The organism is Caballeronia sp. GACF4 (genome assembly GCF_023631025.1).
GTDB lineage: Bacteria > Pseudomonadota > Gammaproteobacteria > Burkholderiales > Burkholderiaceae > Caballeronia.
Genome location: NZ_JALQDW010000022.1, coordinates 26,251 through 51,012 on the forward strand (window position 1 = coordinate 26,251; position 24,762 = coordinate 51,012).

The window sequence follows — 24,762 nt, forward strand, 5'->3', positions numbered from 1 at the left end:
CTGTTGCGGTCAGCGACCGATCTGCTTGTTCCACATCTCGACCCATTGCGGCGTCTTCTGCGAGATCACGTCGAACGGCAGCCACATCGAGTCGTTGTCCTGCGGCACGCGCGGCGCCACCTTCTCCGAGTACTTGGCGTTCTTGTTCGACGCCGAGTACTGGATCAGGTTGGCGAAGCAGCTCTGCCCTTCCGCTGATGCCACCACGTTCATGAACTGGAAGCCGAGCGGCGAGCCGTTCTTGACCTTCTGCACCATGGTCGGGAACGCTACCGCGCCCGGCTTCGGATTCAGATAGCCGATGTCCGGATTGCTCGCGTCATGCTCGGCCCAGGCGCGGCCGTCGAAGTACATGGCCATGTCAATATCGCCCGACTTGAGCGCCACCAGCGGCGAATTCGGTTCGCTGTAGAAGGTCACGTTGCCGCTCTTCTGCATCTTCTTGATCTCGTCGAGACCCGGCTGCACGTTGTCGAGACTGCCGCCGTACACCATCGCGAACAAGCCGATCAAGCCCTGCGCCGTGCCCACGTAGGCGATGCCGGGCAGCGCCGCGTGCCACTTGCCGGCGTTGGTGCCATCGACGAATTCCTTCCACGTCTTCGGCGGATTCGGCACCGCCTTCTTGCTGTACATCAGGCCAAAGTCGCCGAACGCGATCGGGAAGCCATAGCCCTTGCCGTACGCGAGCATGTTCGGCTTGATGTCCTTCAGGTTCGGCACGTTCTTCTCGTCGATCGGCTCCACCAGGCCTTTCTGGCGCGCGATCTCGCCGCTGTCCACGAGGCCGATCATCACGTCGATGGGCGGATGCGCCGTGTTCGCCGCGATCTGGTTGATCCACTGCATCGGGCTGCCGAGAATCACGTCGACCGACTTGCCGGTCTGCTTCTCGAACGGCTGCACGAAGCACTTGCGATAAGCCTGTTCCCATGCACCGCCGTAAGCGGTGACGGTCAGGTCGGCGGCGTGCGAGGTCAGCGCGGCGGCGGAAAGCGAGATCGCCAGCCCAGTGGCGCGCACAGCATGTGAGACGTTCATTCAGGCTCCGTAGCAGGTGAGGTGGTGTGGCGCTGGCTTCATTGCGTCGTCAACGCGCGCAGGCCGTAGGTTTTTTCGACGATCAACAGCAGGACAATGGTGATCGCCATCTGCACCGTGCTGATCGCGGCGATGGCGGGATCGAACTGGTTTTGCAGGTACGACAACATCACGACAGGCAGCGTCGTGACGTTCGCCGTACCGAAAAAGTACGACACGCCGAGGTTGTCGAGCGACACGAGAATCGAGAACAGCGCGCCCGCGAAGATGCCCGGCGCGATTAGCGGCAAGGTCACGTGGCGGAAGGTCTGCCAGCGGTCCGCGCCAAGCACCGAGGCCGCTTCCAGATAGGATGCATGCGTGTTCTTGTACGTTGCGAGCGTGGTGCGCATCACGTAGGGCACGGACACGACCGTATGCGCGATCAGCAGCGCCAGGAACGACACGCCAATGCCGATGTTCGACAGGAAGTACAGCAGCGACAGCCCGATCACCAGCGCGGGAATGGCGATGGGCGCGAGCAGGAAGGTCGTCAAGGCCGTCGCCACACGGCCGCTGCTGCGGCCCACGCCGATCGCCGCGGGCACGGCGATCAGGATCGCGATGAACGACGAGCTGAGCGCGAGATAAAGGCTCGTCAACAGCGAATCGACGAACGGGCGGTAATCCCACAAGCGGTGATACCAGCGCAGCGACAAGCCGCCGAGCGGCACGGCAAGCGATTCGTCCGGCGAGAACGACACCAGTACCACCACCACGATCGGCGCGATGAGCGCGATGAAGAACAGCGCGGTGAAGACCGCGAGCGAACCGGCGCCGGCGCGCGCGGCCATTCTGTCGAGGGTTCCGGCGCGCATCATCGTGCGTCTCCCTTACGTCCGGCGACGCGCAACTGGACATACAGGCACGCAAGCACGATGACGAGCAGCAGGTTGCCCATCGCGCTGGCGAAGCCGAGATCCTGGGTGAGCGAGAACTGCTGGAAGATCAGCAGCGGCAATGTGACCACGCTGCCGTCGCCGAGCAGCAGTTGTGTGACGAAGCTGCCGCTCGTGAGCATGAAGACCAGCACGCAGCCCGTAAGAATGCCTTCCATCGCGAGCGGCAAGGTGACGAGCAGGAACGTGCGCGCCGCGCCCGCGCCGAGAATGCGCGCCGACTCTTCGAGCCGCCGGTCCACGCCGCGCAGCACCGGCACGATGGAAAGCACCATGAACGGCACCATCACGTGCACGATGCCGATATACACGCCAAGCGGTCCGCCCAGCACGCGCAGCGGCCGTTCGATCAGGTGCAGCCACATCAGCAGGTCGTTGAACGGACCGTGCCGCGCGAACAGCACGCGCCAGCCGAACGTGCGCATGATGATCGACGTGAGCAGCGGCGCGATCAGCAGGAACAGCATCGGCATGGCGAGGCGTCCCGCGCGGCGCACCATGAAGTGCGCGATCGGATAGCCGAGCGCGATACACAGCAGCGTCGCGATGAAGCTCACCTTGATGGTCTCGACGATCACACCGCGGTAGTACGGATCGACGAACAGCTTCTCGTAGTTCGACCATGGACTCGTCTGCGACGGCGCAGCCTGCGCGTCAAGTCCGAGGCTGCGCAGCGCGTTGCCGATCAGCGGAAACGCAAAGAACACGATCAGCAGCACGAGCGCGGGCGCGCACAGCAGCGTGATGCGCAGCGCGGCCTCGCGGGCGCGCCGCCGTCCTTGCGGCGCGGCGGCAGATGCGGTGGCGGCGGGCGTGGACATCAGCGCGCTCCTTCGCTCGCCAGCGGCCCGGTCTGCGTGACCGGCGCGATGCTCGCATCCGGCGCGGCGGCGGGCGCGCCGTCCGGTTCGAGCACGACCACGTCGTGCGGGGCGAAGGACACCGTCACCGCCTGGCCGCGCGCATGGCCCGCGTGATCGGTGGAGAACGCTTGTTCGTAGGCGTAGATGCGCGGGCCGAGGCCCGGCACGTCGATCTCATAGGAATGTTGCGAGCCGCGAAACACGTGCTGCACGATCTGTCCGCGCAGGCGGATATGGCCTTCCTTGGGCGCATCGATGGCGATCTTCTCCGGCCGCAGCGCCACTTCCAGCGTGCCGGGCAAGTCGCCCTGCAACGCGCGCGGCAGGTCCAGCGTCATCTCGACCGGAGCGTTGCCGGATTCGGGCAGCGTGACCACGGTCATCGACTGCACGCTGCGCGCGCTGACGCGGCACGAGAACACATTCGCCGTGCCCAGAAACTCCGCGACGAAGCGGTTGTGCGGCCGGTCATACACTTCACGCGGCGCGCCGCTTTGCAGGATCCGCCCGTGACTCATGACGACGACGCGATCGCTCATCGTCATCGCTTCTTCCTGATCGTGCGTGACCATCACGCTCGTGATGCCGAGTTCCTGCTGCATGCGGCGGATCTCGAACTGCATGCCTTCGCGGAGGTTCTTGTCGAGCGCGCCGAGCGGTTCGTCGAGCAGCAGCACCGAAGGATCATTGACGATGGCGCGCGCCAGCGCGACGCGCTGCTGCTGGCCGCCCGACAATTGGCCGATGCGGCGATCGCCATACTGCGGCAGACGAATCAGATCGAGCATGCGGGTCACGTGCGCCGCGATCTGCGCCTTCTTCACGCCCGCCATGCGCAGCCCGAAGCCGATGTTCTCGCCCACCGTCATGTGCGGAAACAGGCTGTAGTTCTGGAACACCATGCCGAGACCGCGCTTGTTCGGCGGCAACGCGGAGACGTCGGCGCCGTCGATGCGCACACTGCCCGTATCGGGAAACTCGAAGCCCGCGATCAGCCGCAGCGTGGTCGTCTTGCCGCACCCCGACGGCCCGAGCAGCGAAACCAGTTCGCCCGGTTCCACGGCGAGCGTCAGCGTGTCGAGTGCCTGAACGCCGCCGTAGCGCTTGCTGACGCCTTCGAGGACGAGGCTCTTCGAACCGGTTCTCGCGGCGCCTGCCGCCGGATGCGCCGTAGCGCGACTAGGGTGATTCATGCGAGCTCCCAGGTGCCTGATCGGGGTGATGCGATTCAAATAAGGGCATTGCGCGGGATGTTGCGGTTCGGCTAGGCGGACAGCGCCTTCATCTCCTGATCGAGCGCATGGATCAGCCGCTCGAGCTGGCGATTCAGCCATTCGGCTTCATGGCCGGCGAAGAACGTGTCGAGGAAGATGCCGCGCATCGACGAGAGCAGAAACGGCAGCAGTTCGGTCAGTGCGCGCTTCGTGTCGGCCCTGAGCGACGGATTCGCCTCGACGACGCGGTACATGCGTTCGCGCGTGCGCGTCCGGTGCTCGATGAGCGCCTCATGCAGCGCCTGATCTGGCCGCAATCCGATGTTGATTTCCCAGACCGCCCAATAGCGGCGGCTGCCGTACAGCGCCCACAGCGACGTGACGATGCCGCGCGCCGCGCCGTCGCCACGGCTCGCCGGATCGCGCAACTGGCGAAACAGCGCGAGCGCTTCTTCGGTGAGTTCGTCGAGCACCGCGAACAGCAGGCTCTCCTTGGTGGGGAAGTGGTGATGCAGCGCGCCGGTGGTCACGCCCGCATGCTCGGCGATGGCCGAGGTCGTTGCGCGGGCAAAGCCGAGGTCGCTCAGGATCGCGATGGCCGAGCGCACCAGCGCAGCCCGCGCGAGCGCGGTGCGGTCGGCCTGCGTGCGCCTTTTCGCGACGGTCGTCGTCATGGCCGGTCTCCGTTCTGGCGTCGTGCAGATACCATCTGCTCGGTATGTAAGTGGGGGTGGCTTCGCGCGAACGAGCGCGCGCAGCCGGCGCCGGCAGGCCCTGGCGGGCTCCGGCGGCGTCGTGGTGAAAGTATTCTGGCGAGGAAAGAAACGCGTGTAGCGTGAGAAATAATCAAGACTTCATGCCCGAGGGGCATCAAGTCGCGACCATTGCTGCAGGAGTCAGTGGTCGAGTGCTGCGACCAGCTCCGGCACGACCGTGAACAGATCGCCAAGGAGACCGTAATCGGCCACGCTGAAGATCGGCGCTTCCGCGTCCTTATTGATCGCGACGATCACCTTGCTGTCCTTCATGCCGGCCAAGTGCTGGATCGCGCCCGAGATACCGACCGCCACGTACAGCTGCGGCGCGACGATCTTGCCCGTCTGGCCCACCTGGAAGTCGTTCGGCACATAACCGGCATCGACCGCCGCGCGCGATGCGCCCAGCGCCGCGCCCAGCTTGTCCGCCAGCGGCTCGAGCGTCTTCGTGTAGTTTTCGCCGCTGCCCAAGCCACGGCCACCCGACACGATGATGTGCGCGCTCGTCAGTTCCGGACGGTCCAGCTTCGTGACTTCACGGCTCACGAACTGCGAGATGCCTGCATTGGCGGCGGCTTCGATCTTCTCGACTGCTGCACTGCCGCCTTCCGCTGCGACCGGATCGAAGCCGGTTGCGCGCACCGTGATGACCTTGATCGGATCGCTCGACTGCACCGTCGCGATGGCATTGCCCGCGTAGATTGGACGCTCGAAGGTGTCGGCGCTGTCGACGGCCGTGATGTCGCTGATCTGCGCGACGTCGAGATGCGCGGCGATCCGCGGCGCGATGGTCTTGCCGTAAGCCGTAGCCGGCGCGAGGATGTGCGAATAGTCCTTCGCGATGTTCAGCACCGTGCCTTCGACGTTTTCCGCGAGGCCGTCGGCAAGTTGAGGCGCATCGGCGAGCAGGACTGTGGCCACGCCTGCAATCTTCGCGGCGGCATCCGCTGCACCTTGCGCGTTAGAGCCTGCGACCAGCACATGCACGTCGCCGCCGATCGTTGTGGCCGCTGCAACCGTATTCAGCGTGGCTGCCTTGATCGACGCGTTGTCGTGTTCCGCAATTACCAGAATCGTCATGTTCAGATCACCTTCGCTTCGTTCTTCAGCTTCTCGACCAGAGTCTTTACGTCGGGCACCGCGATACCGGCGCTGCGCTTCGGCGGCTCGACGACCTTCAGCGTCTTCAACCGCGGCGCAACATCGACGCCGAGTTCGGCAGGCGTCATCGTGCTCAACGGCTTCTTCTTCGCCTTCATGATGTTTGGCAGCGTGACGTAACGCGGCTCGTTCAGGCGCAAGTCCGTCGTGATGACTGCCGGCAGCTTCAGCGACAGCGTTTCCGCACCGCCATCCACTTCGCGCGAGACAGAAGCGCGGCCATCGGCAATCACTACTTTCGAGGCGAACGTCGCTTGCGGCAATCCCGCCAAGGCAGCGAGCATCTGACCGGTCTGATTCGAATCGTCATCGATAGCCTGCTTGCCGAGAATGACGAGCTCAGGCTTTTCCTGATCGACCAACGCCTTCAGGATCTTCGCGACGGCGAGCGGCTGAAGCTCTTCCGCCGTCTCCACCAGCACCGCGCGATCCGCACCGATGGCAAGCGCCGTGCGCAAGGTTTCCTGACATTGCGTCACACCGCACGACACGGCGATCACTTCAGTCGCGATGCCCGCTTCCTTCAGACGCACTGCTTCCTCAACGGCGATTTCATCGAACGGGTTCATCGACATCTTCACGTTGGCGAGTTCCACGCCCGTGTTGTCCGACTTCACGCGCACCTTCACGTTGTAATCCACCACGCGTTTGACGGTTACGATAACTTTCATAAGCTTGAGATGAGAGTGAAATTATCTTTACTTCGCGCCCAGTTCGCGGGCCAGTTCATCCGAGCGCGCCTGTGCCGCACGCACGCCGCGCCCGATTTCTTCCTTGATGCCGGACTGTTCGAACGAGGCCAGCGCGGCCGCCGTCGTGCCGCCCTTCGACGTCACCCGCTCGCGCAACACTGCCGCCGTTTCATCCGACTGCCGCGCCAGCGCCGATGCACCGAAAAACGTCTCCAGCGCCAGCGTGCGCGCCTGCCCGGCATCGAGCCCGGCGCTTTCGCCCGCAGCGATCAATGATTCGATGAAATAGAACACGTAGGCCGGCCCGCTTCCCGACACTGCCGTGACCGCATCGAGTTGTGCTTCGTGCTCGACCCACAGCGTAGCGCCCACCGAACTCATGACGGCATTCGCCTGCTCGCGCATGTCGGGCGTCACGTCTGGCGCTGCGTGCAGTCCCGTCATGCCCATGCCGATCAACGCGGGCGTGTTCGGCATCGACCGGACGATGGCCGCGTAGCCGCCGAGCCAACGCGAGACATCCGCGATGCGCACGCCTGCCGCGACGCTGATGACGAGTTGCCGCTTGAGCAACGGAGCAAGCGCGGCGCACACCTTCTCCAGGATTTGCGGCTTCACGGCGAGCACGACTGCATCGACGCCTTCCGCCGATGCAAGGCGCTCCGCCGTAGCGACACACAGTTCCTGCGCGGCTGCTTGCCGCTTGCTTTCGTCGGGATCGACGGCCAGCAGGTCATGCGGGGTTGCGCCTCGTCGAATGAGTCCGCCCATCAGAGCCGAAGCGAGATTACCTGCGCCGATGAAGGCGATTTTCATATCGTTTTCCTGAGTTAAGCATCTTTGATTGAACTACAATCGAAGCCATCGGAATACAATCATTGGCCCCATGCCCAAGGCATCATCCACGTCTGCGCGCAGCACGCGCGAAGCATCCGGCGAGCGCTCTTCGCTGTTCGTCGGTTCCGCTGAAAAGACCTTCCGTGTGCTGCACGCCTTCGACGGTCCGAACCGGCAGATGACGCTTGCAGATCTCGCCAAGGCTTCGTCGCTGGACCGCAGCGCCGCGCAACGCATCGTTCATACGCTCGAAGCGCTCGGCTATCTGGCGCGTGTGCCTGAAACGCGCGACTACCGTCTCACGACCAAGGTCCTGCAGTTTTCGTATAACTACATCCGCGCCAACGAGCTGATCGATAAAGCCTCGCCTTATTTGCTCGACATCAGCCGTCATCTCGGCGAAACCACGAACCTGCACGAGATCGACGGCAATGAGATCGTGTTTGTCGCGCGCTTTCCCGGCCGCCATCTCTTCAACGTGGATATCGCGCTGGGCGCGCGTCTTCCCGCGCTTTATACGGCGTCCGGCATCGCCATTCTTTCGCGTCTTCCCGAGAAGCAGCTGAAGGCCGTCATGTCGCGCACACCGCTCGAACGCATGACGCCCTATACCGAAACCGATCAGAAGAAGCTGCTCGAACGCGTGCATCAGGCATCGCGCCGGGGCTATAGCGTCATCGAGAATGAAACCGTGCTGGGCGACATCGCCGTGGCCGCTCCGATCACCGATCATGACGGCACCGCTGTGGCCGCCGTCAACATCTCGGTGCCCACCACGCGCTGGACCATCGAGCGTGTCGAGGCGGAACTGGTCAAGCACGTACAGGTCGCCGCGACCTCCATCTCGAAGTCGCGGCTGCCGATGTCGCGCCGCTGATCAGCGTCCTTCGAAGATCGCCAGCTGCTTCTTCAGCTCGGCGCGCAGGTTGCCCGACAGCGTGTCGTCGGCACGAACCAGCGGCGCGAGCATGTCCGGCGCATTCACGCCGATCAGGTCCATGACCGACTTCATCGGGCCCGGATTGGTTTCGGCGAACGCGAGGTTCATCAGCGGGATCAGCGAGCGATGCATCGCGAGCGCTTCCTGCGTCTTGCCTGCGCTGGCGAGTTCGAAGATACGGCGCCATGCCGTCGGCAACAGCGACGCCGTCACGACGATACCGCCCCGCGCCCCCGCCGCCACGTGGAGCGGGAACAAGGTGTCTTCACCGCTCAACACCGCGAAGGAATCATCGACGCCCGCGACTACGCGCAGGAAGTGATACATGTCGGTGTTGCACGCCTTCATGCCGATGATGCGTTCATGCTTCGACAACTCATGAATGACCTCGGGCGCAATCGCGATACGCGTGCGGTACGGGATTTCGTACAGCAGGATGGGCACCGGGGATTCGTCGGCGTAGCGCAGGAAGTAATCGCGGATGCCGGCCTGCGTCGGGTTCGTGTAATACGGCGTCAGCACGAGCAAGGCGTCGGCGCCGGCGGCGGCGAAGTCCTTCGCGGCTTTCATTGCATCGTGATATCCCGGATCGAGCACGCCGGCGATCACCGGAATGCGGCCCGCTGCTTCGCGCGCGGTCAGGTCGACCATGCGCACGCGCTGCTCGCTCGACAGCGCGCCGTATTCGCCCGTGCCGCCCAGCGGCAGTACGCCGTCAATGCCCTGTTCGAGCAGATAGCGCAGCAAGGCGCGGGTGGCATCGACGTTGATGGTATCGTCCGGATTCACCGGCGTGGGAATCGCGGGCAGGATGCCATGCAAGGATTGAGACGTCAGCGACATACGATTCTCTTTAAATTTGAATGGCTCAGGATGCCGTGCTTCGACGACGCAAGCGGTCGGCAATGGAAATCAGAATGGAGATGAACACGAACAGCAGCGTGGATACGGCGGCGATCACCGGCGAGATCTGCATCGTGGTCTCGTCCCAGAACTGCTTGGGCAGCGTCGTGCTCAATCCGCCTGACGAGAACAGCGCGATGGTCAACTCATCGAACGAAGTCGCAAACGCGAACAGGAACGAGGAGAGCATGCCTGCGCTCAGGATCGGGAAGGTTACGCGTCTGAGTGTCGTGAAGGTGCGGGCGCCCATGCTCTGTGCGGCGAGGTCGAGGCGCGTGTCGTAGTTGCGCAGCACCGCCATCATCGTGATCACCACGTACGGCACCGCGACCACCGTGTGCGCCAGCACCAGTCCCAGCGACGAACCCACCAGGCCAATCTTCGCGAAGAAATAGAACACGCCCACCGCCAGGATCATGCGCGGCACGACGATCGGGGCGAGCACGAACGCGAGCATCGCCGCATTCCAGCGCAAGCCGCCGCGCACCAGCAGGAACGCCGCGGGCGTGCCGATCGCCATCGACAGCACACCGGTGCCCACGCCTACCACCAGCGAACGGGTCGCGGCCTGCATCCACAGCGGCGAGTCCATCACCTGCTGGTACCACTGCAACGACACGCCGTGCGGCGGCCAGGCAAGGCCCGAGGCGGAATCGAACGACAGTGGGATCATCAGGAACGCAGGCGCGCTCAGGAACACCAGGATCAGTGTGACGACGGTGCGCAGCGTCATGCCGTTGCCGTCGCCTGCGCGCTTCTTGCGCTTCGGGAGTACGGCGATCAGCGTGTCGGTTGCGTTTGCCAGCAGCGTAAGCAGCGCGTCGCCGACCTTGCGGCCCATGCCACCGTGCTGCTTCGGGTTGTTCGCCGTGCTGCCACCGGTCATCGTCGAGAGACCGACCATCCGGTCATACACCACGAACACCACCAGCACCACCGCCAGCAGCAGCACCGAGATCGCACCCGCGAAGCCCCAGTTCAACGCCTGCAACACCTGATCGATGATCAACTGCGTAATCATCGTCTCGTGGCGTCCGCCCAGCAGCGTCGGCGTGATGAAGAAGCCGATTGCGGTGACGAACACCATCAACGCCGATGCAAACACCCCCGGCAGCGACAGCGGGAAATACACCTTCCAGAACGCCGTGCCCGGACGCGCACCGAGCGTCGATGCCGCGCTCGGCAACCTCCGGTCAATGTTCTCCATCACCGAGAGCATCGTCATGATGGCGATCGGCATCAACGCGTGCGTCATGCCTACGATCACTGCCGGCAGGTTGTACAGCAGGCCCAGCGGCGAATCCACAAGACCGAGGTGCTTCAGCAGCCAGTTGAGCACGCCGTTGCGCCCGAGCAGCACGACCCACGCAAACGTACGCACCAGAAAGCTCGTCCAGAACGACAGCAGCACCCAGTACAGCAAGCGGTTCTTGCGCTCGCGCGTGGCGGCCGAGATCAGGTACGCAACGGGATAGCCCACCAGCACCGAGAAGAAGGTCGTGAGCAGCGATACCTTCATCGTCACCCACAGCACTTCCACATACACCGACGAGGCGAACAGCCGCTTGTACTCGGCCATCGTGAAGCCGCTCTGATTGTGAATACTCAGCAGCAGCAATTGTCCGACCGGATAGATCAGGAACACCGTGAGCAGCACGATCACGGGTGCGGCCATCGCGGCCACGCGCAGCTTGCGGCTCAGGCGCGGGTTGCGTGTTTTGCGCGGCGCGGCGCGATCGTTCTGCGCGGTCATGGCGGAAGGGTTCATCGGCTCACCCCGCGATGGCGACAGCATCGGCGGGCGACCACGACAGCGTCAGCGTCTGGCCGATCTCATAGCGCGCCCCGAGCCGGTCGGTGGGGAACGACGCCACCAGTTCAGCGGCCTCCGCGTTCTGCTGCTGGCGCTGCATGTACAGCTTGGTCATGCCGCCGGTCACCATGATGTCGGTGAGCCTGGCGGACATGGTCTCCGCGCTTGAATCGTTGTGACCGTTCACGCGCAAATTCTGCGGACGCAGCATCAGCTTCACCGGCTTGCCTGATTGCACCTGTGCGTCGTAGACCATCGCGCGGCCCTTGTCGATGCCTTGCATCGCGAGGCGCACCTGATCGCCTTCACGCGACGTGACCTGTGCATCGAGCAGATTCGATTCACCGAGGAAATCCGCCACGAACACATTCTTCGGACGGAAGTACAGATCAGCAGGCGTACCCAGCTGCGCGATCTTGCCCGCATCCATCAAGCAGATGCGGTCCGACATCGTCATCGCTTCTTCCTGATCGTGCGTCACGTAGATGATCGTGGTGCCAAGATCGCGGTGAATGCGCTTGATCTCCAGCTGCATGTGATCGCGCAGCTTCTTGTCGAGTGCGCCGAGCGGCTCGTCCATCAGGATGATCGACGGCCGGTACACCATGCAGCGCGCCAGCGCGATACGCTGCTGCTGCCCGCCCGACAACTCGCGCGGATAGCGACCCGCGACGTGCGGCAGATGCACCATCTCCAGCGCCTCGGCGACGCGCTTCTTCGCGCTGGCCGCATCGACCTTGCGCATCTGCAGGGGAAACGCGATGTTCTCCGCCACCGTCATGTGCGGAAACAGCGCGTAGTTCTGAAACACCATGCCGATGTCGCGGTCGTACGGCGCGCCGTCGGTGACGTCGACGCCGTTGATGCGGATCGAGCCGCCGTCCGCCTGCGCAAGCCCCGCGATGAGGCTCAGCAGCGTGGTCTTGCCCGAGCCGCTCGGGCCCAGCAGCGTCAGGAACTCGCCCTGTGCGACGTCAAGATCGGTCGGCGCGAGCGCGACGAAGTCGCCGTAACGCTTGCACAGACCGCTGATCTGGAGATTGATGGTTGCCATGCGGATCTCTTCCTTGATGAACGATGCCAGGCCTTAAGTGAGAATCCAGCGGTTGAAGCGCTCGAGCGCCACGCTCTGATTCTCCTGCCAGTACTTTGCATCGATATGCACGCCGGTCTTCATGTTGTCCGGGAACGTCGGGCAGTTCTTCGCCTGTTCCGGCTTCACGTAGTTAAAGGATTCCGGATGCGTGAGACCCGCCGGGAAGTACTCGACGAGCGCGGCCTGACGCTTCGGGTCGCTGGCGAACCTGATGAACTCGCGGCAGGCATCGGCGTTCGGCGTGCCCTTCAGGATCGCCCAGTTGTCGCAGCCCCAGATGTTCTGGTTCCACACGATGCCCACCGGCGCGCCCGAGGCCATCGCCGATTGCGCACGCGAGGCCCACGTCGCGACCATCGCGACTTCGCCCGAGTTGAGCATCTGCTCGACTTGCGCGCCCGTCGTCCACCACACATCCACTTGCTTCGAGATCTTGTCGAGACTTGCAAACGCGCGATCGAAGTTGATCGGATAGACCTGGCTCGTCGATGCGCCATCGGCCATCATCGCTTCTTCCAGCGTATCGAACGGATACTTGCGGATCGAGCGGCGGCCCGGGAAGTCCTTCACGTTCCAGAGATCGGCCCACGAACTCGGCGCCTTGCGGCCCTTGAACGCATCGGTGCGATACGCGAGCACGGTCGAATAGACATTGGTGCCCACGCCATATGCCGACATGTATTGCTTGGGAATCTTGGCGATGGTCGGATCGGATTCGAGGCCGTGCTTCTCGAGATATTCCTTGCCACCCGAGGTCAGCAGAAGAATCGCGGGCTGGCTGATCTTCGCCATGTCCCACGCGTAGCTGCCTGCTTCGACCATGCTCTTGATCTGCGCGGTCGGCTCGGCATTCGCCTGCACGCCCACCACTTCGATGCCGGTCTTCTCGAAGAACGGCTTGTAGTACACCGCGCCGTACGCCTTGGTGTAGATACCACCGTCGTCACGCACGACGATGCGCTTGCTGGCCGCGCGCGAAGGCGTCCAGACAAACGGGAACGCGCCGGCCACGATGCCTGCGCCTACGGTCTTGATCGCCGAGCGGCGGGCGGGGTTGAGGATCGTTTTGTCATTATCGTGCTTGGGCTTCATATAAGTCTCCTGCGGTAAGCGAGGGGCGGTGGTGGCTTGATGAGGGGTGGATCAGAGCGGCGCGGCGGGAAAGAGACGCCCCGGGTTCATGAGGTTCGCGGGATCGAGCGCACTTTTCACGGCACGCATGATCGACAGTTCGGCCGCGGACTTGTAGTGCGCCATTTCCGGCAAGCCCGTCTGGCCGACGCCATGTTCCGCGCTGAACGTGCCGCCGAGCGCATGAGCGGCATCGTTCACGGCGCGACGCACGGCAGCGCCCGCGGCGGCCTGGTCGGGCAGCGCGCGCCAGGCATCGAAGGTGTACATCGGCACCAGATGGATGTTGCCGTCGCCCATATGGCCGACGATCACGATGCCGATCTGCGCGTTGAGCGCGAGCACAGCTTGCGTAGCCTGTTCGATGAACGCAGGCACCGCGGACAACGGCACCGCGCAATCCGTGGTCAACCCGATGCCGGCCTTCTTGTTAGCTTCCGTCACGCTGTGCCGCACTTCCCACAGTGCGGCGCGCTGACGGTCGCTGCTCGCGATGATCGCGTCTTCGAGCAAGCCTGCTTCGGCCGCTTCTTCGAGCGTGGCCTGCAACACGCTTTCCATGTCGGATGCGCCTTGCGTGTCGCCCAGCTCGACCAGCACGTGCCAGTCGTGCGCGCCTTCGAGCGGTGCGCGGCGATCCATCACGTGCTCGACGACCAGCTGCAATTGCCGTGCGTTCATCAGTTCGAACGCCGAGAGGCGCGAGCCGCAGTTGGCCTGGAACATCCCGAGTATCGTCAGCGCGGCTTGCGGGTCGGTCGGCGCAAACCAGGCGAGCGCGTGATGCGTCGGCAGCGGATGCAGCTTGAGGGTCGCCGCCGTGATGATGCCGAGCGCGCCTTCCGCGCCAATGAAAAGATGCTTGAGGTCGAGGCCGGTGTTGTCCTTGCGCAGCCCGCGCAGGCCGTTCCAGATGGTGCCGTCGGCCATGACCACTTCGAGGCCGAGCACGTTCTCGCGCGTATTGCCATAACGCAGCACGCCGGTGCCGCCGGCGTTGGTCGAAAGCGTGCCGCCGATCTGGCACGAACCCTCCGCGCCAAGACTCACGGGATAGAGTAGCGCGACATCGGCGGCTGCATCCTGCACAGTCTTGAGGACACAGCCCGCTTCCACTTCCATCGAACCGTTCGCGGCGTCGATGCCACGAATGCGGCGCATGCGCGCCAGGTTGACTATGACAGGCGGCACGCCTTGCGTCGCCGGCACGGAGCCGCCGCACAGGCTGGTGTTGCCGCCTTGGGCGAGCAAGGGCACCCTCGCCGCCGCGCACAGGCGGACGACACCCGCGACCTGCTCCGTCGACGACGGCTGCACCACGCACAGCGCCGCACCGCGATACCGCCCGCGGAAATCCTCGACGAAACCGCCCATGTCCTCCGCGACGGAGATGACTGCATCATCACCTATCAGACTGCGCAAACGGCCGATTAATTCAGTTTCATCAAACAAGGCAAGCTCCATTTCGACGAAGGTTCCACCCGTTGTTGAGAAAAGAATATGAGCACCAAAATTGAAATGAAATCACGGTGATTGCATAGCAATTACTTAGAGTGTGGCGCGATATATTTGGCTTTTGTGTCAAAGACTTACAAAGTAATAATCTGATGAGAGGCTGCGTTAGGGCCGCATCCGCCTTCGGACCGAGCGGCAGACAACGCGCACTGCTCCATCGTGTCGCTATGCTTTGCTGGGATAGCCCGTCGACGTCGTGTCCGATGGTTTGCGAGGCACGTGGAAGATGCGCGGTGAAGTCTTCGACGGGCATGCTCGGAACAGCGGCCTTGTTAAGCTTGGGGCAGACTGTCTTCCGTCGCGTGCGCAAAGGTTGCGGAGCGTGAGGTGGATGACTGTACTGCTTCCGTTATCTGCCCTTGGATCGCTGAGAATGCGACCGTCCGTTGTGGGTCGAACAGCGACCGCTGGCGTGAGCGCAAGATTGATCTCCCTTCATCGAAGAGGAGGTTGCCATGGAAGCGCTTAATTGTTCGCCCGCTCGTCGGGTGCCGTGGAATAAGGGGAGGCTGACCGGACAGAAGCCTCCGTTGAAGCTTCGTGAGATCTGGGCGATTCGGACAAGACTGCAGATGTCATCCAACGCTCGCGAGTTGGCGATGTTCAACCTTGCGATCGACAGTAAGCTTCGAGCGTGCGATTTGACGCGCTTGCAAGTGCAGGATATTTCCATGGGAGGTCATATCGTAGCTCGCGCGACTTTCATGCAGCAGAAAACGCATCGACCGGTTCAGTTTGAAATAACGGAGCAGACTCGTCAAAGTGTTTTGGCTTGGATTTGTGCTCGAGGATTGAAGCCTGCCGATTATTTGTTCCCAAGCCGGCTGCATGCCTCAGCGCATGTGTCGACGCGTCAGTATGCACGCATCGTTCATCGTTGGATCGCGTCGATCGGACTCGACGACAGCGCATACGGTACGCACACAATGCGACGAACAAAAGCGTCGTTGATCTATCGCCGCACTAAGAACCTGCGCGCGGTCCAACTGCTTTTGGGCCATACAAAGATCGAGAGCACGGTGCGGTACCTTGGGATCGAGGTAGACGACGCACTTGAGATGGCTGAGCAAACGGAAGTCTAGCTTCCGTGGCCGACGAGCGTGCGCTTGTCGGCCAATTTCTGCCGCTTGCCTAATTCACAGTGCGGCCACTCGAACGGCCGCTACTGGGACAGGACGGTCTCAAGAAGGACGACCCATGTGTCGCCGAATGCAGTGATCGACAGAGCAGACTCGTTGATCACTGCCGCTCCATCGCGGGCGGCGAGACGGACGTCGTTCACTTGAATGCCGCCTGCTGTGGGGACAAGATAAGCCATCGCACCCTTGGACAACGTGCAATCGAGGCATTGCCCGGCATGCATGTTTGCAGCCAAGAGACGGGCATCAGCATCTATCGGCAGGGCGCCGGCGTCAATGTCCGCTGACGCGCCGCTTGCAAAGACACCGAAGCCTTCGACATATCGATCCATATCGAAACGACATTGAGCCCAACGTGGCTCACCGTCGAACGTGCGCGGTGTCAGCCAGATCTGAAACAACTGCGCCGGCTCACTTCCCATGTTGCGCTCGGCATGTCGAATGCCGGTGCCGGCGCTCATCACCTGCACATCGCCCGCTTCGATGCGGCCGGTGTTGCCGAAGCTGTCTTCGTGCGTGAGGACGCCCGAGCGCACGAAGGTGACGATCTCCACGTTCTTGTGGGCGTGCATGCCAAATCCCGACTGCGGCGCGAACGTGTCGTCGTTCCAGATGTAGAGCGGGCCTACCGGTGCATGTTGGGGCTGACCGATCTCGCCGAAGCGAAAGTGCAGTCTCGCCTGAAGCCAGTCGCGCTCGATGCGGCCGAGCGTCTCGAATGGGCGATGCTCGATCATCTCGATCTCCATGTGCCGAGTGCGGCAGCGCAGCCTGGCGCTGCCACCCCGAGCAGCAGGCTCAGACTTGAGCCTGACCGCCATCGACGAACAACTCGGCGCCGTTCACGAAGCTCGCGTCGTCGGATGCCAGAAAGAGCGCTGCGGCCGCGATTTCGTTCGGATCGCCGACACGGCCCATCGGAATGCGCGACGCCAAATAATCCAGCAGCCCTTGCTGCTGCGTGGCGTCCGGTCCGGCAAGCTCGACCAAGCCGGGCGTCTTCGTCGCGCCGGGGCTGATCGTGTTGACGCGGATGCCGCGGTCCTTCAGATCGAGAATCCAGCTACGTGCAAAGTTGCGAATAGCGGCCTTCGAGGCAGAATAGACGCTGAAGGCCGCCGTTCCTTCGATGGTCACAGTCGAGCCGGCGAGGATCACCGATGCGCCCCGCGACAGCAGCGGCAGTGCTTTCTGGACCGTGAACAGCGTGCCCTTTACGTTGCGATCGAAGGTGTCGTGATAGTGCGCTTCGGTGATTTCGCCAAGCGGCACCATCGAGCCGCCGCCTGCATTGGCGAACAGCACATCAAGGCGACCCTTCTCGCCGCGGATCTGCTCATACAGTGCGTCGAGCTGATCAAGTTTCGACGAATCGACACGTACACCCGTCGCGTTGCCGACTTCCAATACGGCTGCATCCAGTTCGGCCTGACGGCGGCCGGTGATATACACATGCGCGCCTTCCGCCGCGAAGCGCTTGGCCGTTGCGAGGCCGATGCCGCTGCTGGCGCCGGTGACGAGAGCGATCTTTCCTTCGAGCTTACGTGCCATGGTGTTTCTCCTTGTTTGTTCGGTTGATGTGTCGTGAAGCGATGTGAGAAGAATATCGACGCACCGATCTTTTCGAAATAGAATCGCCTGCAAACAATCATTGCAAAAATGAAATGACGAAGTTTCCGGATTTTGAAGGACTGGCGATGTTCGCCAAGGTGGCCGAAGAGGGATCGTTCGCCGCGGCAGCGCGTGCGATGGGTGTGTCGGTTGCCACGGTCTCGCGCGGCGTGGCGAGACTCGAAGAGCGGCTCGGTGCGAGGCTCTTCAATCGCACCTCGCGCCAGCTTGCCCTGACAGAATTTGGCGGAACGATTGCGGAGAAAGCCGGGGACATCTACCGGCAGGCGGAGGAGGCGGAAAACGCCGCGCGAGAGATGTCGGTTCAGCCACGCGGCCTCGTACGTCTAGCCGTGCCAATGTCGTTTGGCTTGCTCTGGGTCGCGCCGCTCTTGCCGGGCTTCTTCGAAGCCTATCCCGAGGTGTCGATCGATCTGCATCTATCAGATGCGACTGTCGACATCGTCGCGCAGGGTTTCGATGCGGCGCTAAGAATCGCGGCGTTGCCGGATTCTTCGCTCGTGGCGAAGCGCCTGTGCCCAATCTCTCAACTGCTTGTCGCATCACCGAAGTATCTCGAGCGACACGGCCGTCCTACGCATCCTCGCGACCTCGTCGACAGGCCATGTTTGTCTTATGCGTACCGAGCGCGCAGCGATGTGTGGCGTTTCGTCAACGATGCAGGCGAGGAGGAGCCGGTCACGCCCGTCGGTCCGCTCCGGGTGACGAATTCCGATGCGCTGTTGCCCACGTTGCTGAAAGGGCTGGCCATCGCGGAGTTGCCCGAGTTCATCGCTGGCGAGTACTTAGCAGACGGACGGCTGGAGTCGATTCTGACGGACTGGCACCTGACAAAGGGCGGTCTCTACTTCGTGACGCCGTCAGCGCGCTCGCGTCCGGCGAAAGTCACGGCGCTCTCGGACTACTTCGCACAGCATCTCTCCGAACCGGTGTGGCTCGGTGCAAGGTGAAGCTGGCAGGCGTCGTTCGAATGACTTTTTGGTCTCTTATATTGCACCACTGCAACGGTGGTTTGCAGTAGCAGCTATTCTGCGTCGTTGCGCTTTTTCGTACGCTTCTCACGTCCGCAACAGCGCTGGATTACCGTGAACAACCCAGCATGGGGCTACGAAGACAGACACCGGGTTTAAGACAGCCAGCCATTGCCACTAAAAACTTTAGAAAGGAAATGATCATGCCGTACGTCACCACGAACGACAACGTCGATATCTTCTACAAGGACTGGGGCCCGAAAGACGCGCAGCCCATTGTCTTCCACCACGGCTGGCCGCTATCGTCCGACGACTGGGATGCGCAAATGCTGTTCTTCGTCCAAAAGGGCTATCGCGTCATTGCGCATGACCGGCGCGGTCACGGCCGTTCGTCGCAGGTGTCGGATGGTCACGACATGGACCACTATGCCGCCGATGCTTTCGCCGTGGCCGAAGCGCTCGACTTGCGCAATGCGGTGCACATCGGCCACTCGACGGGCGGCGGCGAAGTCGCGCGCTATGTGGCTAAACACGGCCAGCCGGCGGGTCGAGTGGCGAAAGCGGTGCTGGTGAGCGCCGTGCCGCCGATCATGGTGAAGACGGATGCGAATCCGGACGGTTTGCCCATCGAGGTCTTCGATGGTTTTCGCAAGGCACTCGCCGACAACCGTGCGCAGTTCTTTTTAGACGTACCGTCGGGTCCGTTCTACGGCTTTAACCGCCCTGATGCGACGGTCCACCAAGGCGTCATTCAGAACTGGTGGCGACAAGGCATGGTGGGTAGTGCAAAGGCACATTACGAGGGCATCAAGGCTTTTTCCGAAACGGACCAGACAGAAGATCTTCGCGCCATCACCGTACCCACGCTCGTTTTGCACGGTGAGGACGACCAGATTGTGCCAATCGGTGATTCGGCGAAGAAGTCGATCGAGTTACTCAAGAACGGAACTCTGAAGACGTATCCCGGCTATTCGCACGGTATGTTGACCGTAAACTCGGACGTGTTGAACGCTGAACTGCTGGCTTTCGTGCAGGCCTAAGCCGATGCCCGCTTCACAGCATAGTCGTGAAGCGGGCAGCCTTCCGAAGTCGGCCACTTCCAGACACTGGCCCGGTGCTTTGTGCCGATATTGGAACGTCCGCACTGCCACTGCTTTCAGCCGCCAAGCCTTAGATATTGGCCTGATTGACTCGCTTCATCAGTTCCTCTGCGCTCTCCTTGCGTTCGCTGTACCTATCTACAAGGTACGGACCGATGTCGCGTGTCAGCAACGTGAACTTGACTAACTCTTCCATAACATCAACAACGCGGTCGAAATACGCTGAAGGCTTCATGCGGCCGGCTTCGTCGAACTCCAGGAAGGCCTTGGCCACCGAAGACTGGTTGGGAATGGTCAGCATGCGCATCCAGCGTCCGAGCACGCGCATCTGGTTGACGGCGTTGAACGATTGCGATCCGCCGCTGACCTGCATCACGGCGAGCGTCTTACCCTGGGTCGGCCGCACCGCCCCGACCGAAAGCGGAATCCAGTCGATCTGCGCCTTCATGATGCCGGTCATCGCACCGTGCCGCTCCGGCGAGCACCAGACCATACCTTCCGACCACAGCACCAGCTCGCGCAGCTCGGCGACCTTGGGATGGCTGTCCGGTGCATCGTCCGGCAGCGGCAGGCCGCTCGGATTGAACGTACGCACTTCGGCATACATGGCCCTTAGCAGGCGCGCGGCTTCTTCGCTCAGGAGGCGGCTGAACGAGCGCTCGCGCAGCGAACCATAGAGCAGCAGAATGCGCGGCGGATGGGGCGACGCGTTCGCAGGCCGCAGGCGATTAATATCGGGCGGGCGAAACAGCTCGGGGTGCACCTGGGGGAGGTCAGTAGTAAGATTAGACACGTTCGCTCTCTGTGATCGTTTCCAAATTCGTCAGACGCACACATCCCAGTCCTTAGAGCGGTGCAAACCGCGCACACGCTCCGCATGACGGGCATCTCGATCAACACTCGCACGACCGTCGCGAGCGCGGCCCCGGAGCTGAAGTCCAACAATCCGATTGCCGTGGCGACAGCCAGTTCGAAGAAGTTCAGCGCGCCAGTCAAGCCGATGGTCACGCAATGTTGCAGATCTTATACATGGCCGCGTTCCATTTGCCAAACGTCGTAAGTTCGAATAGACGCCCAAATAGCGTCTAGGTTTGAGAGCTAGGCAAGCTGCGTCCACTGATTTTTTCTGTGGGACACACCGATGTCTCAGACCGGTTAAGATTCGGCGCTTCTCGCGGTTACACGTTGCCACGTTTGCTGATCCCGCCAAGCTTGACCTTTGCCGCCGAAACCGTCTGCTGCGGTACAAGTCCTAGATAGGCGGCAAGTTCTCGTCCAGAGCGGAAAGCCTGGGCCCGTCCGATTACCGACGCTGCTCCAGTAGTTGTTAGCACTATTTACTTCCTTCACGTGATTATCAGTGCACGCGCGCGCTGATGGGAATTTCGCACGATGCGAGCACAAGGCGGCCGAACCCGTCAACGGGTCGGCCAGCCGATGCGTCAGGGTGTCGAGTCTACTCAGTGGCGTTCATCGCAATGTTCGCCGTTGCGGCGCCCGACGTGCCGCCGATCTCATGCGCGATCTGGCTCACACAGCGCAGCAGCGCGGGCGCGACTGTTTCGATGAGCGTCTCTTCGGGACACTGATGTGCCGCGCCGCTGCAATTCACGGAGTAACGCTCTCCCGAAGGTCCGATGAAGCCCGCCGCAATTGCGTTGAGGCCTAACTGCAATTCATTGCCCGAAGTCGCAAAACCATTGCGATGCGTGTCTTCGATACCGCGCCGAAGTCCCATCGCGATGTGCGGCCAGTCGTCGCCGGATGCGATCTGCAGACTACCGATGAGCGACTCGCGATCCGCCTGTGACAGCACGGACAAGTACGCGCGCCCCACGGCGGTACGGGTCAGGTCCACCCTCTCGCCCATTTCGAGACGCGAGACGAGCACGGCCGAATGCGGACGGACGGCATCGATGACCACCATTTCCAACTGGTCCCGCACCGCCAGTTGCACCGACAGACCGGTCTCCTCGGCGAGCGCGATGAGGTGGGGGCGCGCCCGAGCACGAATATCGAAATTGCGAAAAAATCCGTTGCTGAATTCCAGAACCGAGGCGGTCAGCACGAAACGCTCGCTGTCGGGCATCCGCAGCAGCAAGCCCGCGCCCACGAGCGTCGCGGTGATGCGCGACACGGTAGGTTTGGGAATGCCAGTCCATTCGGTCAGCTCTCGGTTGCTGACAGGGGCGTCGGCGGCAGCGATACGGCGTAGAACGTCAAGACCGCGCGCAAGCGCCGTGACTTCTTCGCCCTCTTTCTCTCTCGGTTTTTCCCGGTCTGATAGCCGGCTTTTTGACATGTGCATTCTTCGGTAATCTCATCTTTGAACTTCTTCAACACCAGTTAATTGCCTGCCGAGACGGACGCCTCTAAAGTTAGATAACGTCATTCTGGTGGGCCGCGGATCAACTTAACAGCGTTTTCCCATCATCAGCTGCCTGGCGGTCCCGCTGCACGTTCAGCATAAGCTGTCCCCGCTTCGGTCAAACATAACTTCGGCGTGGTTCTGTTGCAACACGCTTGCGCCCAGATGCGCTTCCAGTTTCAAATTTGCCTGGTTGCGATCAACTTGCATATTTTTAACGCGTTCGCTACCGCTGTGAAGCTGCCCGTCCGAACCACATGCGGATCACGATCTTGATCGTTTAGGGTCTGCGGCGCAGACGTTATTGAGTCTATTAACCGTTCTGGACTGTTAAAACGTTCTGCAACAAGACAATGTCGACTGGTTTCACGAGATGGTGGTCGATCCCTGCGGCCCGCGATTTTTGTCGGTCGTCGTGCTGGCCCCAACCGGTAATGGCGATCAATGTTAATGCAGCTAACGCCTTAGTTGCACGGATACGTCGGGCAAGCTCGTAACCATCCATGTCCGGCATGCCGACGTCTAACAGGACAGCGTCAACTTGCACTGTCTTTAATGCGTCCAACGCCGCAAGCCCACCGTGTACAGTGCGCGTCTGCGCACCCAACATACTCAAAAGTAAGGCAAGGCTTTCCGCCGCATCAACGTTGTCGTCAACGATGAGAAGTCTCTTGCCCACAAGCTTATTTTGATCAAACGGGGCATTTTCCGCAGCGCACGTTTGCAAGGAGGTGGGTGCATCAATCAGGGGTAGATGCACTATCAGCTCGCTACCTTTATCCAAACCGTCGCTGCGGGCTAAGACAGTACTGCCGTGCAGTTGAACAAGGCTTCGAACCAAGGTCAATCCGATGCCAAGGCCTCCTTGCGCATGCTTGCGGAACTTCTCTTCTTGACTAAACATGTCAAAAATTCGTGGCAGCATGTTCGCGGAAATGCCAATACCGTTATCCCGTACGGAGACAATCGCATACTTATTGTCTCGTGCGGTGGTAAGTTCGATGTGGCCACCGGCGTTAGTGTACTTAGCGGCATTATTTAGCAGATTGGCGAAGATCTGTGTGAGCCGTACCGGGTCCCCATGGACGGTTAGCGGTTCAGCTGAAAATCTGACGGTAAGTCGGTGTTGACCTCTGTCGATGGCGGGTCGACTGATCTCGATAGCGTTCGAAAGGATCGCGGGTAGATTTAGCTGCTCCTTGCGCAGTTCGATCTTGCCGCTGGTGATGCGCGAAACCTCGAGTAAGTCATCAACTAGCCGGACAATGTGAGCCATCTGGCGATTGAACATACGATGAACGTGCGAACGCGTTTCGGCATCAAGCGTATGTTCTAGAATGTTTAAGCCAGTTCGTATCGGCGCCAACGGGTTTCGAAGCTCGTGGGCGAGCACAGCAAGGAACTCGTTCTTCCGATGATCCGCTTCCTTCAGCGCTTGCTCGGCATCCTTTAAGTCGCTGATGTCTTGTACCACCGAGCAGGTCCCAACCAAATTATGAGCTTCATCACGCAGCGGAGCCGCACTTACTCGCATCCAAATACGATGTCCTGGGACGCCAAGATAAAGCATCTCCTGGCCGGGTGTCACTGTCTCACCACGCAGCGCTCGTGCGCCAGGCCACTCGTGCGGTGGTATTGGGTCTCCATAGGCGTCCCATCCCTGCCAAAGTGTCGCCCGCTCCGGAAGCGTTGATGGGACGGCCGTCGGTATGTATTTTCGCATCAGCGCATTGCTGAGGATCCATCTTCCGGTGGCGTCGGTGAGGCCAACGCCGGCGGGCAATTGGTCAATAATGGCCTGCAGCCGGTCTTCGTCCAGACGCCGCGCAGCTTTCACCGCCTTCTGATCATGCGCGATGCGCTGTCGGGCCAGGACGATTTCCGTGGTTTCATTAAAGATGCACAAGGCCCCGGCTACCTCCCCGTCGCTATCATAGATAGGGCTGCAAGAAACCGCGAAATATATTTGCTCGCCTGTTGAGCCGCGAGTGAAAGGAAGCTCATCGTCGCGTGAGCGGACGAGGCTGCGCTGCCTAAGAGTCGCGTGGATAACCGGTAAGACAGTATCCCGACAGCTAGTCCAGACATTTGCCGAGAGTGTTCCTACGAGAACGGCGGCTTCCATTCCGAGACATTCGCATAGTTCCCGGTTGGGTATAACGGTCAGGTCCTCGCCCCACATCACACAAGCTGGAAAGGAACAACTGAGACAGCTTGTGACCGCCCCTTGTAAGCAAGCATCCCATTGCCCTATTGGACCCACAGAAGTTTGGGCCCAGTCAATGCCACGCAGGTGTTGCGCTACGCGGCACTCTTTACCTAACCAGATGGGCAAGGCCATGGCTAAAGAAGTCGGTGTTGGATGATTCAGGTTAACACGGATCAGGAACCAGCCATTGCCTTCGCGAAAAGCCGCGCGCTTCGACATACAAGCCAACGACTCTGATACATGGCCTGACTCGCAATTGATGGGGAAATCGAAAGCATGCGAGTGCCTATATGTGGGCATCCATCGAAGCTTAGACGTATGCAATCGCACCTTAACGAGCTGGAGAGATAAGGACTGCAGAAATGATTCGCATACGGTCGCTGCCACAGTCCGTGCCTTGGTATTGTTTCGCGTTGCCGTTTAATTTCCATCTTCAGGCGTACT

22 protein-coding genes and 2 pseudogenes are annotated in these 24,762 nt (G+C 61.5%); 4 read left to right on the forward strand and 20 right to left on the reverse strand.

The window, feature by feature from the left end:
* Window positions 1–9 precede the first annotated feature (9 nt).
* The 8 genes from NCR40_RS21815 to proC all read right to left on the reverse strand — a co-directional run bounded on the left by NCR40_RS21815 (window position 10) and on the right by proC (window position 7,480).
* On the reverse strand, window positions 10–1,041 hold the full coding sequence (locus NCR40_RS21815) for an extracellular solute-binding protein (protein WP_250510639.1): 1,032 nt from the start codon (window positions 1,039–1,041) through the stop codon (window positions 10–12).
* A gap of 38 nt (window positions 1,042–1,079) precedes the next feature.
* Window positions 1,080–1,901, reverse strand: a complete 822-nt coding sequence (locus tag NCR40_RS21820) for an ABC transporter permease (RefSeq protein ID WP_250462523.1) — start codon at window positions 1,899–1,901, stop codon at window positions 1,080–1,082.
* Window positions 1,898–2,800, reverse strand: coding sequence for an ABC transporter permease (locus tag NCR40_RS21825; protein ID WP_250510640.1), 903 nt, complete (start codon window positions 2,798–2,800; stop codon window positions 1,898–1,900). The genes NCR40_RS21820 and NCR40_RS21825 overlap by 4 nt, the downstream gene beginning before the upstream one ends.
* Window positions 2,800–4,035, reverse strand: a complete 1,236-nt coding sequence (locus NCR40_RS21830) for an ABC transporter ATP-binding protein (RefSeq protein WP_250510641.1) — start codon at window positions 4,033–4,035, stop codon at window positions 2,800–2,802. Before NCR40_RS21830 ends, NCR40_RS21825 begins: the two co-directional genes overlap by 1 nt.
* Window positions 4,036–4,106: 71 nt before the next feature.
* A complete protein-coding gene (locus NCR40_RS21835; protein ID WP_250510642.1) occupies window positions 4,107–4,730 on the reverse strand; it encodes a TetR/AcrR family transcriptional regulator in 624 nt (207 codons plus the stop codon).
* Between the two features lie 222 nt (window positions 4,731–4,952).
* The gene (locus NCR40_RS21840; protein WP_250510643.1) at window positions 4,953–5,891 is read right to left on the reverse strand and encodes an electron transfer flavoprotein subunit alpha/FixB family protein; all 939 of its coding nucleotides are present in this window, start codon (window positions 5,889–5,891) and stop codon (window positions 4,953–4,955) included.
* 2 nt (window positions 5,892–5,893) lie between these two features.
* Window positions 5,894–6,643, reverse strand: a complete 750-nt coding sequence (locus tag NCR40_RS21845; protein ID WP_250510644.1) for an electron transfer flavoprotein subunit beta/FixA family protein — start codon at window positions 6,641–6,643, stop codon at window positions 5,894–5,896.
* A gap of 27 nt (window positions 6,644–6,670) precedes the next feature.
* Window positions 6,671–7,480 (reverse strand): pyrroline-5-carboxylate reductase, encoded by an 810-nt coding sequence (gene proC / locus NCR40_RS21850; RefSeq protein WP_250510645.1) that lies wholly within the window; start codon window positions 7,478–7,480, stop codon window positions 6,671–6,673.
* A gap of 70 nt (window positions 7,481–7,550) precedes the next feature.
* Between proC and NCR40_RS21855 the strand changes: the two genes are divergently transcribed.
* Window positions 7,551–8,378 (forward strand): IclR family transcriptional regulator, encoded by an 828-nt coding sequence (locus tag NCR40_RS21855; protein WP_250510646.1) that lies wholly within the window; start codon window positions 7,551–7,553, stop codon window positions 8,376–8,378.
* Here the strand turns inward: NCR40_RS21855 and dapA are convergent, their stop codons facing one another.
* Genes dapA through NCR40_RS21880 form a run of 5 tightly spaced genes read right to left on the reverse strand, consistent with a single transcriptional unit; the run spans window position 8,379 to window position 14,758 of the window.
* Complete coding sequence (gene dapA / locus NCR40_RS21860) at window positions 8,379–9,284, reverse strand: 4-hydroxy-tetrahydrodipicolinate synthase (protein ID WP_250510647.1); 906 nt, start codon at window positions 9,282–9,284, stop codon at window positions 8,379–8,381.
* Window positions 9,285–9,309: 25 nt separating this feature from the next.
* A complete protein-coding gene (locus tag NCR40_RS21865) occupies window positions 9,310–11,112 on the reverse strand; it encodes an ABC transporter permease subunit (protein ID WP_502801013.1) in 1,803 nt (600 codons plus the stop codon).
* A gap of 4 nt (window positions 11,113–11,116) precedes the next feature.
* Window positions 11,117–12,211 (reverse strand): ABC transporter ATP-binding protein, encoded by a 1,095-nt coding sequence (locus NCR40_RS21870; RefSeq protein WP_250510648.1) that lies wholly within the window; start codon window positions 12,209–12,211, stop codon window positions 11,117–11,119.
* A 33-nt stretch (window positions 12,212–12,244) separates the two neighbouring features.
* Window positions 12,245–13,345: an ABC transporter substrate-binding protein gene (locus tag NCR40_RS21875; protein ID WP_250510649.1), complete on the reverse strand. Its 1,101-nt coding sequence runs from the start codon at window positions 13,343–13,345 to the stop codon at window positions 12,245–12,247.
* Between the two features lie 51 nt (window positions 13,346–13,396).
* Window positions 13,397–14,758, reverse strand: a complete 1,362-nt coding sequence (locus NCR40_RS21880; protein WP_502801014.1) for an FAD-binding oxidoreductase — start codon at window positions 14,756–14,758, stop codon at window positions 13,397–13,399.
* Between the two features lie 596 nt (window positions 14,759–15,354).
* On the opposite strand from NCR40_RS21880, the gene NCR40_RS21885 reads away from it, so the two are divergent.
* Window positions 15,355–15,981, forward strand: a complete 627-nt coding sequence (locus tag NCR40_RS21885; RefSeq protein WP_250510651.1) for a tyrosine-type recombinase/integrase — start codon at window positions 15,355–15,357, stop codon at window positions 15,979–15,981.
* 80 nt (window positions 15,982–16,061) lie between these two features.
* Here the strand turns inward: NCR40_RS21885 and NCR40_RS21890 are convergent, their stop codons facing one another.
* Window positions 16,062–16,787, reverse strand: coding sequence for a pirin family protein (locus NCR40_RS21890; RefSeq protein WP_250510652.1), 726 nt, complete (start codon window positions 16,785–16,787; stop codon window positions 16,062–16,064).
* A 49-nt stretch (window positions 16,788–16,836) separates the two neighbouring features.
* A complete protein-coding gene (locus NCR40_RS21895; RefSeq protein WP_250510653.1) occupies window positions 16,837–17,589 on the reverse strand; it encodes an SDR family NAD(P)-dependent oxidoreductase in 753 nt (250 codons plus the stop codon).
* 113 nt (window positions 17,590–17,702) lie between these two features.
* Here NCR40_RS21895 and NCR40_RS21900 point away from each other — a divergent pair, with 113 nt between their 5' ends.
* Both NCR40_RS21900 and NCR40_RS21905 read left to right on the forward strand, forming a co-directional pair.
* Window positions 17,703–18,620 (forward strand): LysR family transcriptional regulator, encoded by a 918-nt coding sequence (locus NCR40_RS21900; protein ID WP_250510654.1) that lies wholly within the window; start codon window positions 17,703–17,705, stop codon window positions 18,618–18,620.
* 224 nt (window positions 18,621–18,844) lie between these two features.
* Window positions 18,845–19,681 carry an alpha/beta fold hydrolase gene (locus NCR40_RS21905; RefSeq protein WP_250510655.1) on the forward strand — a complete coding sequence of 279 codons (837 nt, stop codon included), beginning with the start codon at window positions 18,845–18,847 and terminating at the stop codon, window positions 19,679–19,681.
* 130 nt (window positions 19,682–19,811) lie between these two features.
* Here the strand turns inward: NCR40_RS21905 and arsH are convergent, their stop codons facing one another.
* The 5 genes and pseudogenes from arsH to NCR40_RS21930 form a co-directional block, all read right to left on the reverse strand.
* On the reverse strand, window positions 19,812–20,534 hold the full coding sequence (arsH, locus tag NCR40_RS21910; RefSeq protein WP_350029320.1) for an arsenical resistance protein ArsH: 723 nt from the start codon (window positions 20,532–20,534) through the stop codon (window positions 19,812–19,814).
* A gap of 50 nt (window positions 20,535–20,584) precedes the next feature.
* Window positions 20,585–20,755: pseudogene (locus tag NCR40_RS21915) on the reverse strand (arsenical-resistance protein); the annotation flags it as partial.
* 170 nt (window positions 20,756–20,925) lie between these two features.
* Window positions 20,926–21,042: pseudogene (locus NCR40_RS21920) on the reverse strand (transposase); the annotation flags it as partial.
* Window positions 21,043–21,197: 155 nt separating this feature from the next.
* Window positions 21,198–22,049, reverse strand: coding sequence for an IclR family transcriptional regulator (locus NCR40_RS21925; RefSeq protein ID WP_250510656.1), 852 nt, complete (start codon window positions 22,047–22,049; stop codon window positions 21,198–21,200).
* A gap of 373 nt (window positions 22,050–22,422) precedes the next feature.
* Window positions 22,423–24,618 (reverse strand): PAS domain-containing hybrid sensor histidine kinase/response regulator, encoded by a 2,196-nt coding sequence (locus tag NCR40_RS21930; protein WP_350029321.1) that lies wholly within the window; start codon window positions 24,616–24,618, stop codon window positions 22,423–22,425.
* Window positions 24,619–24,762: the final 144 nt, after the last annotated feature.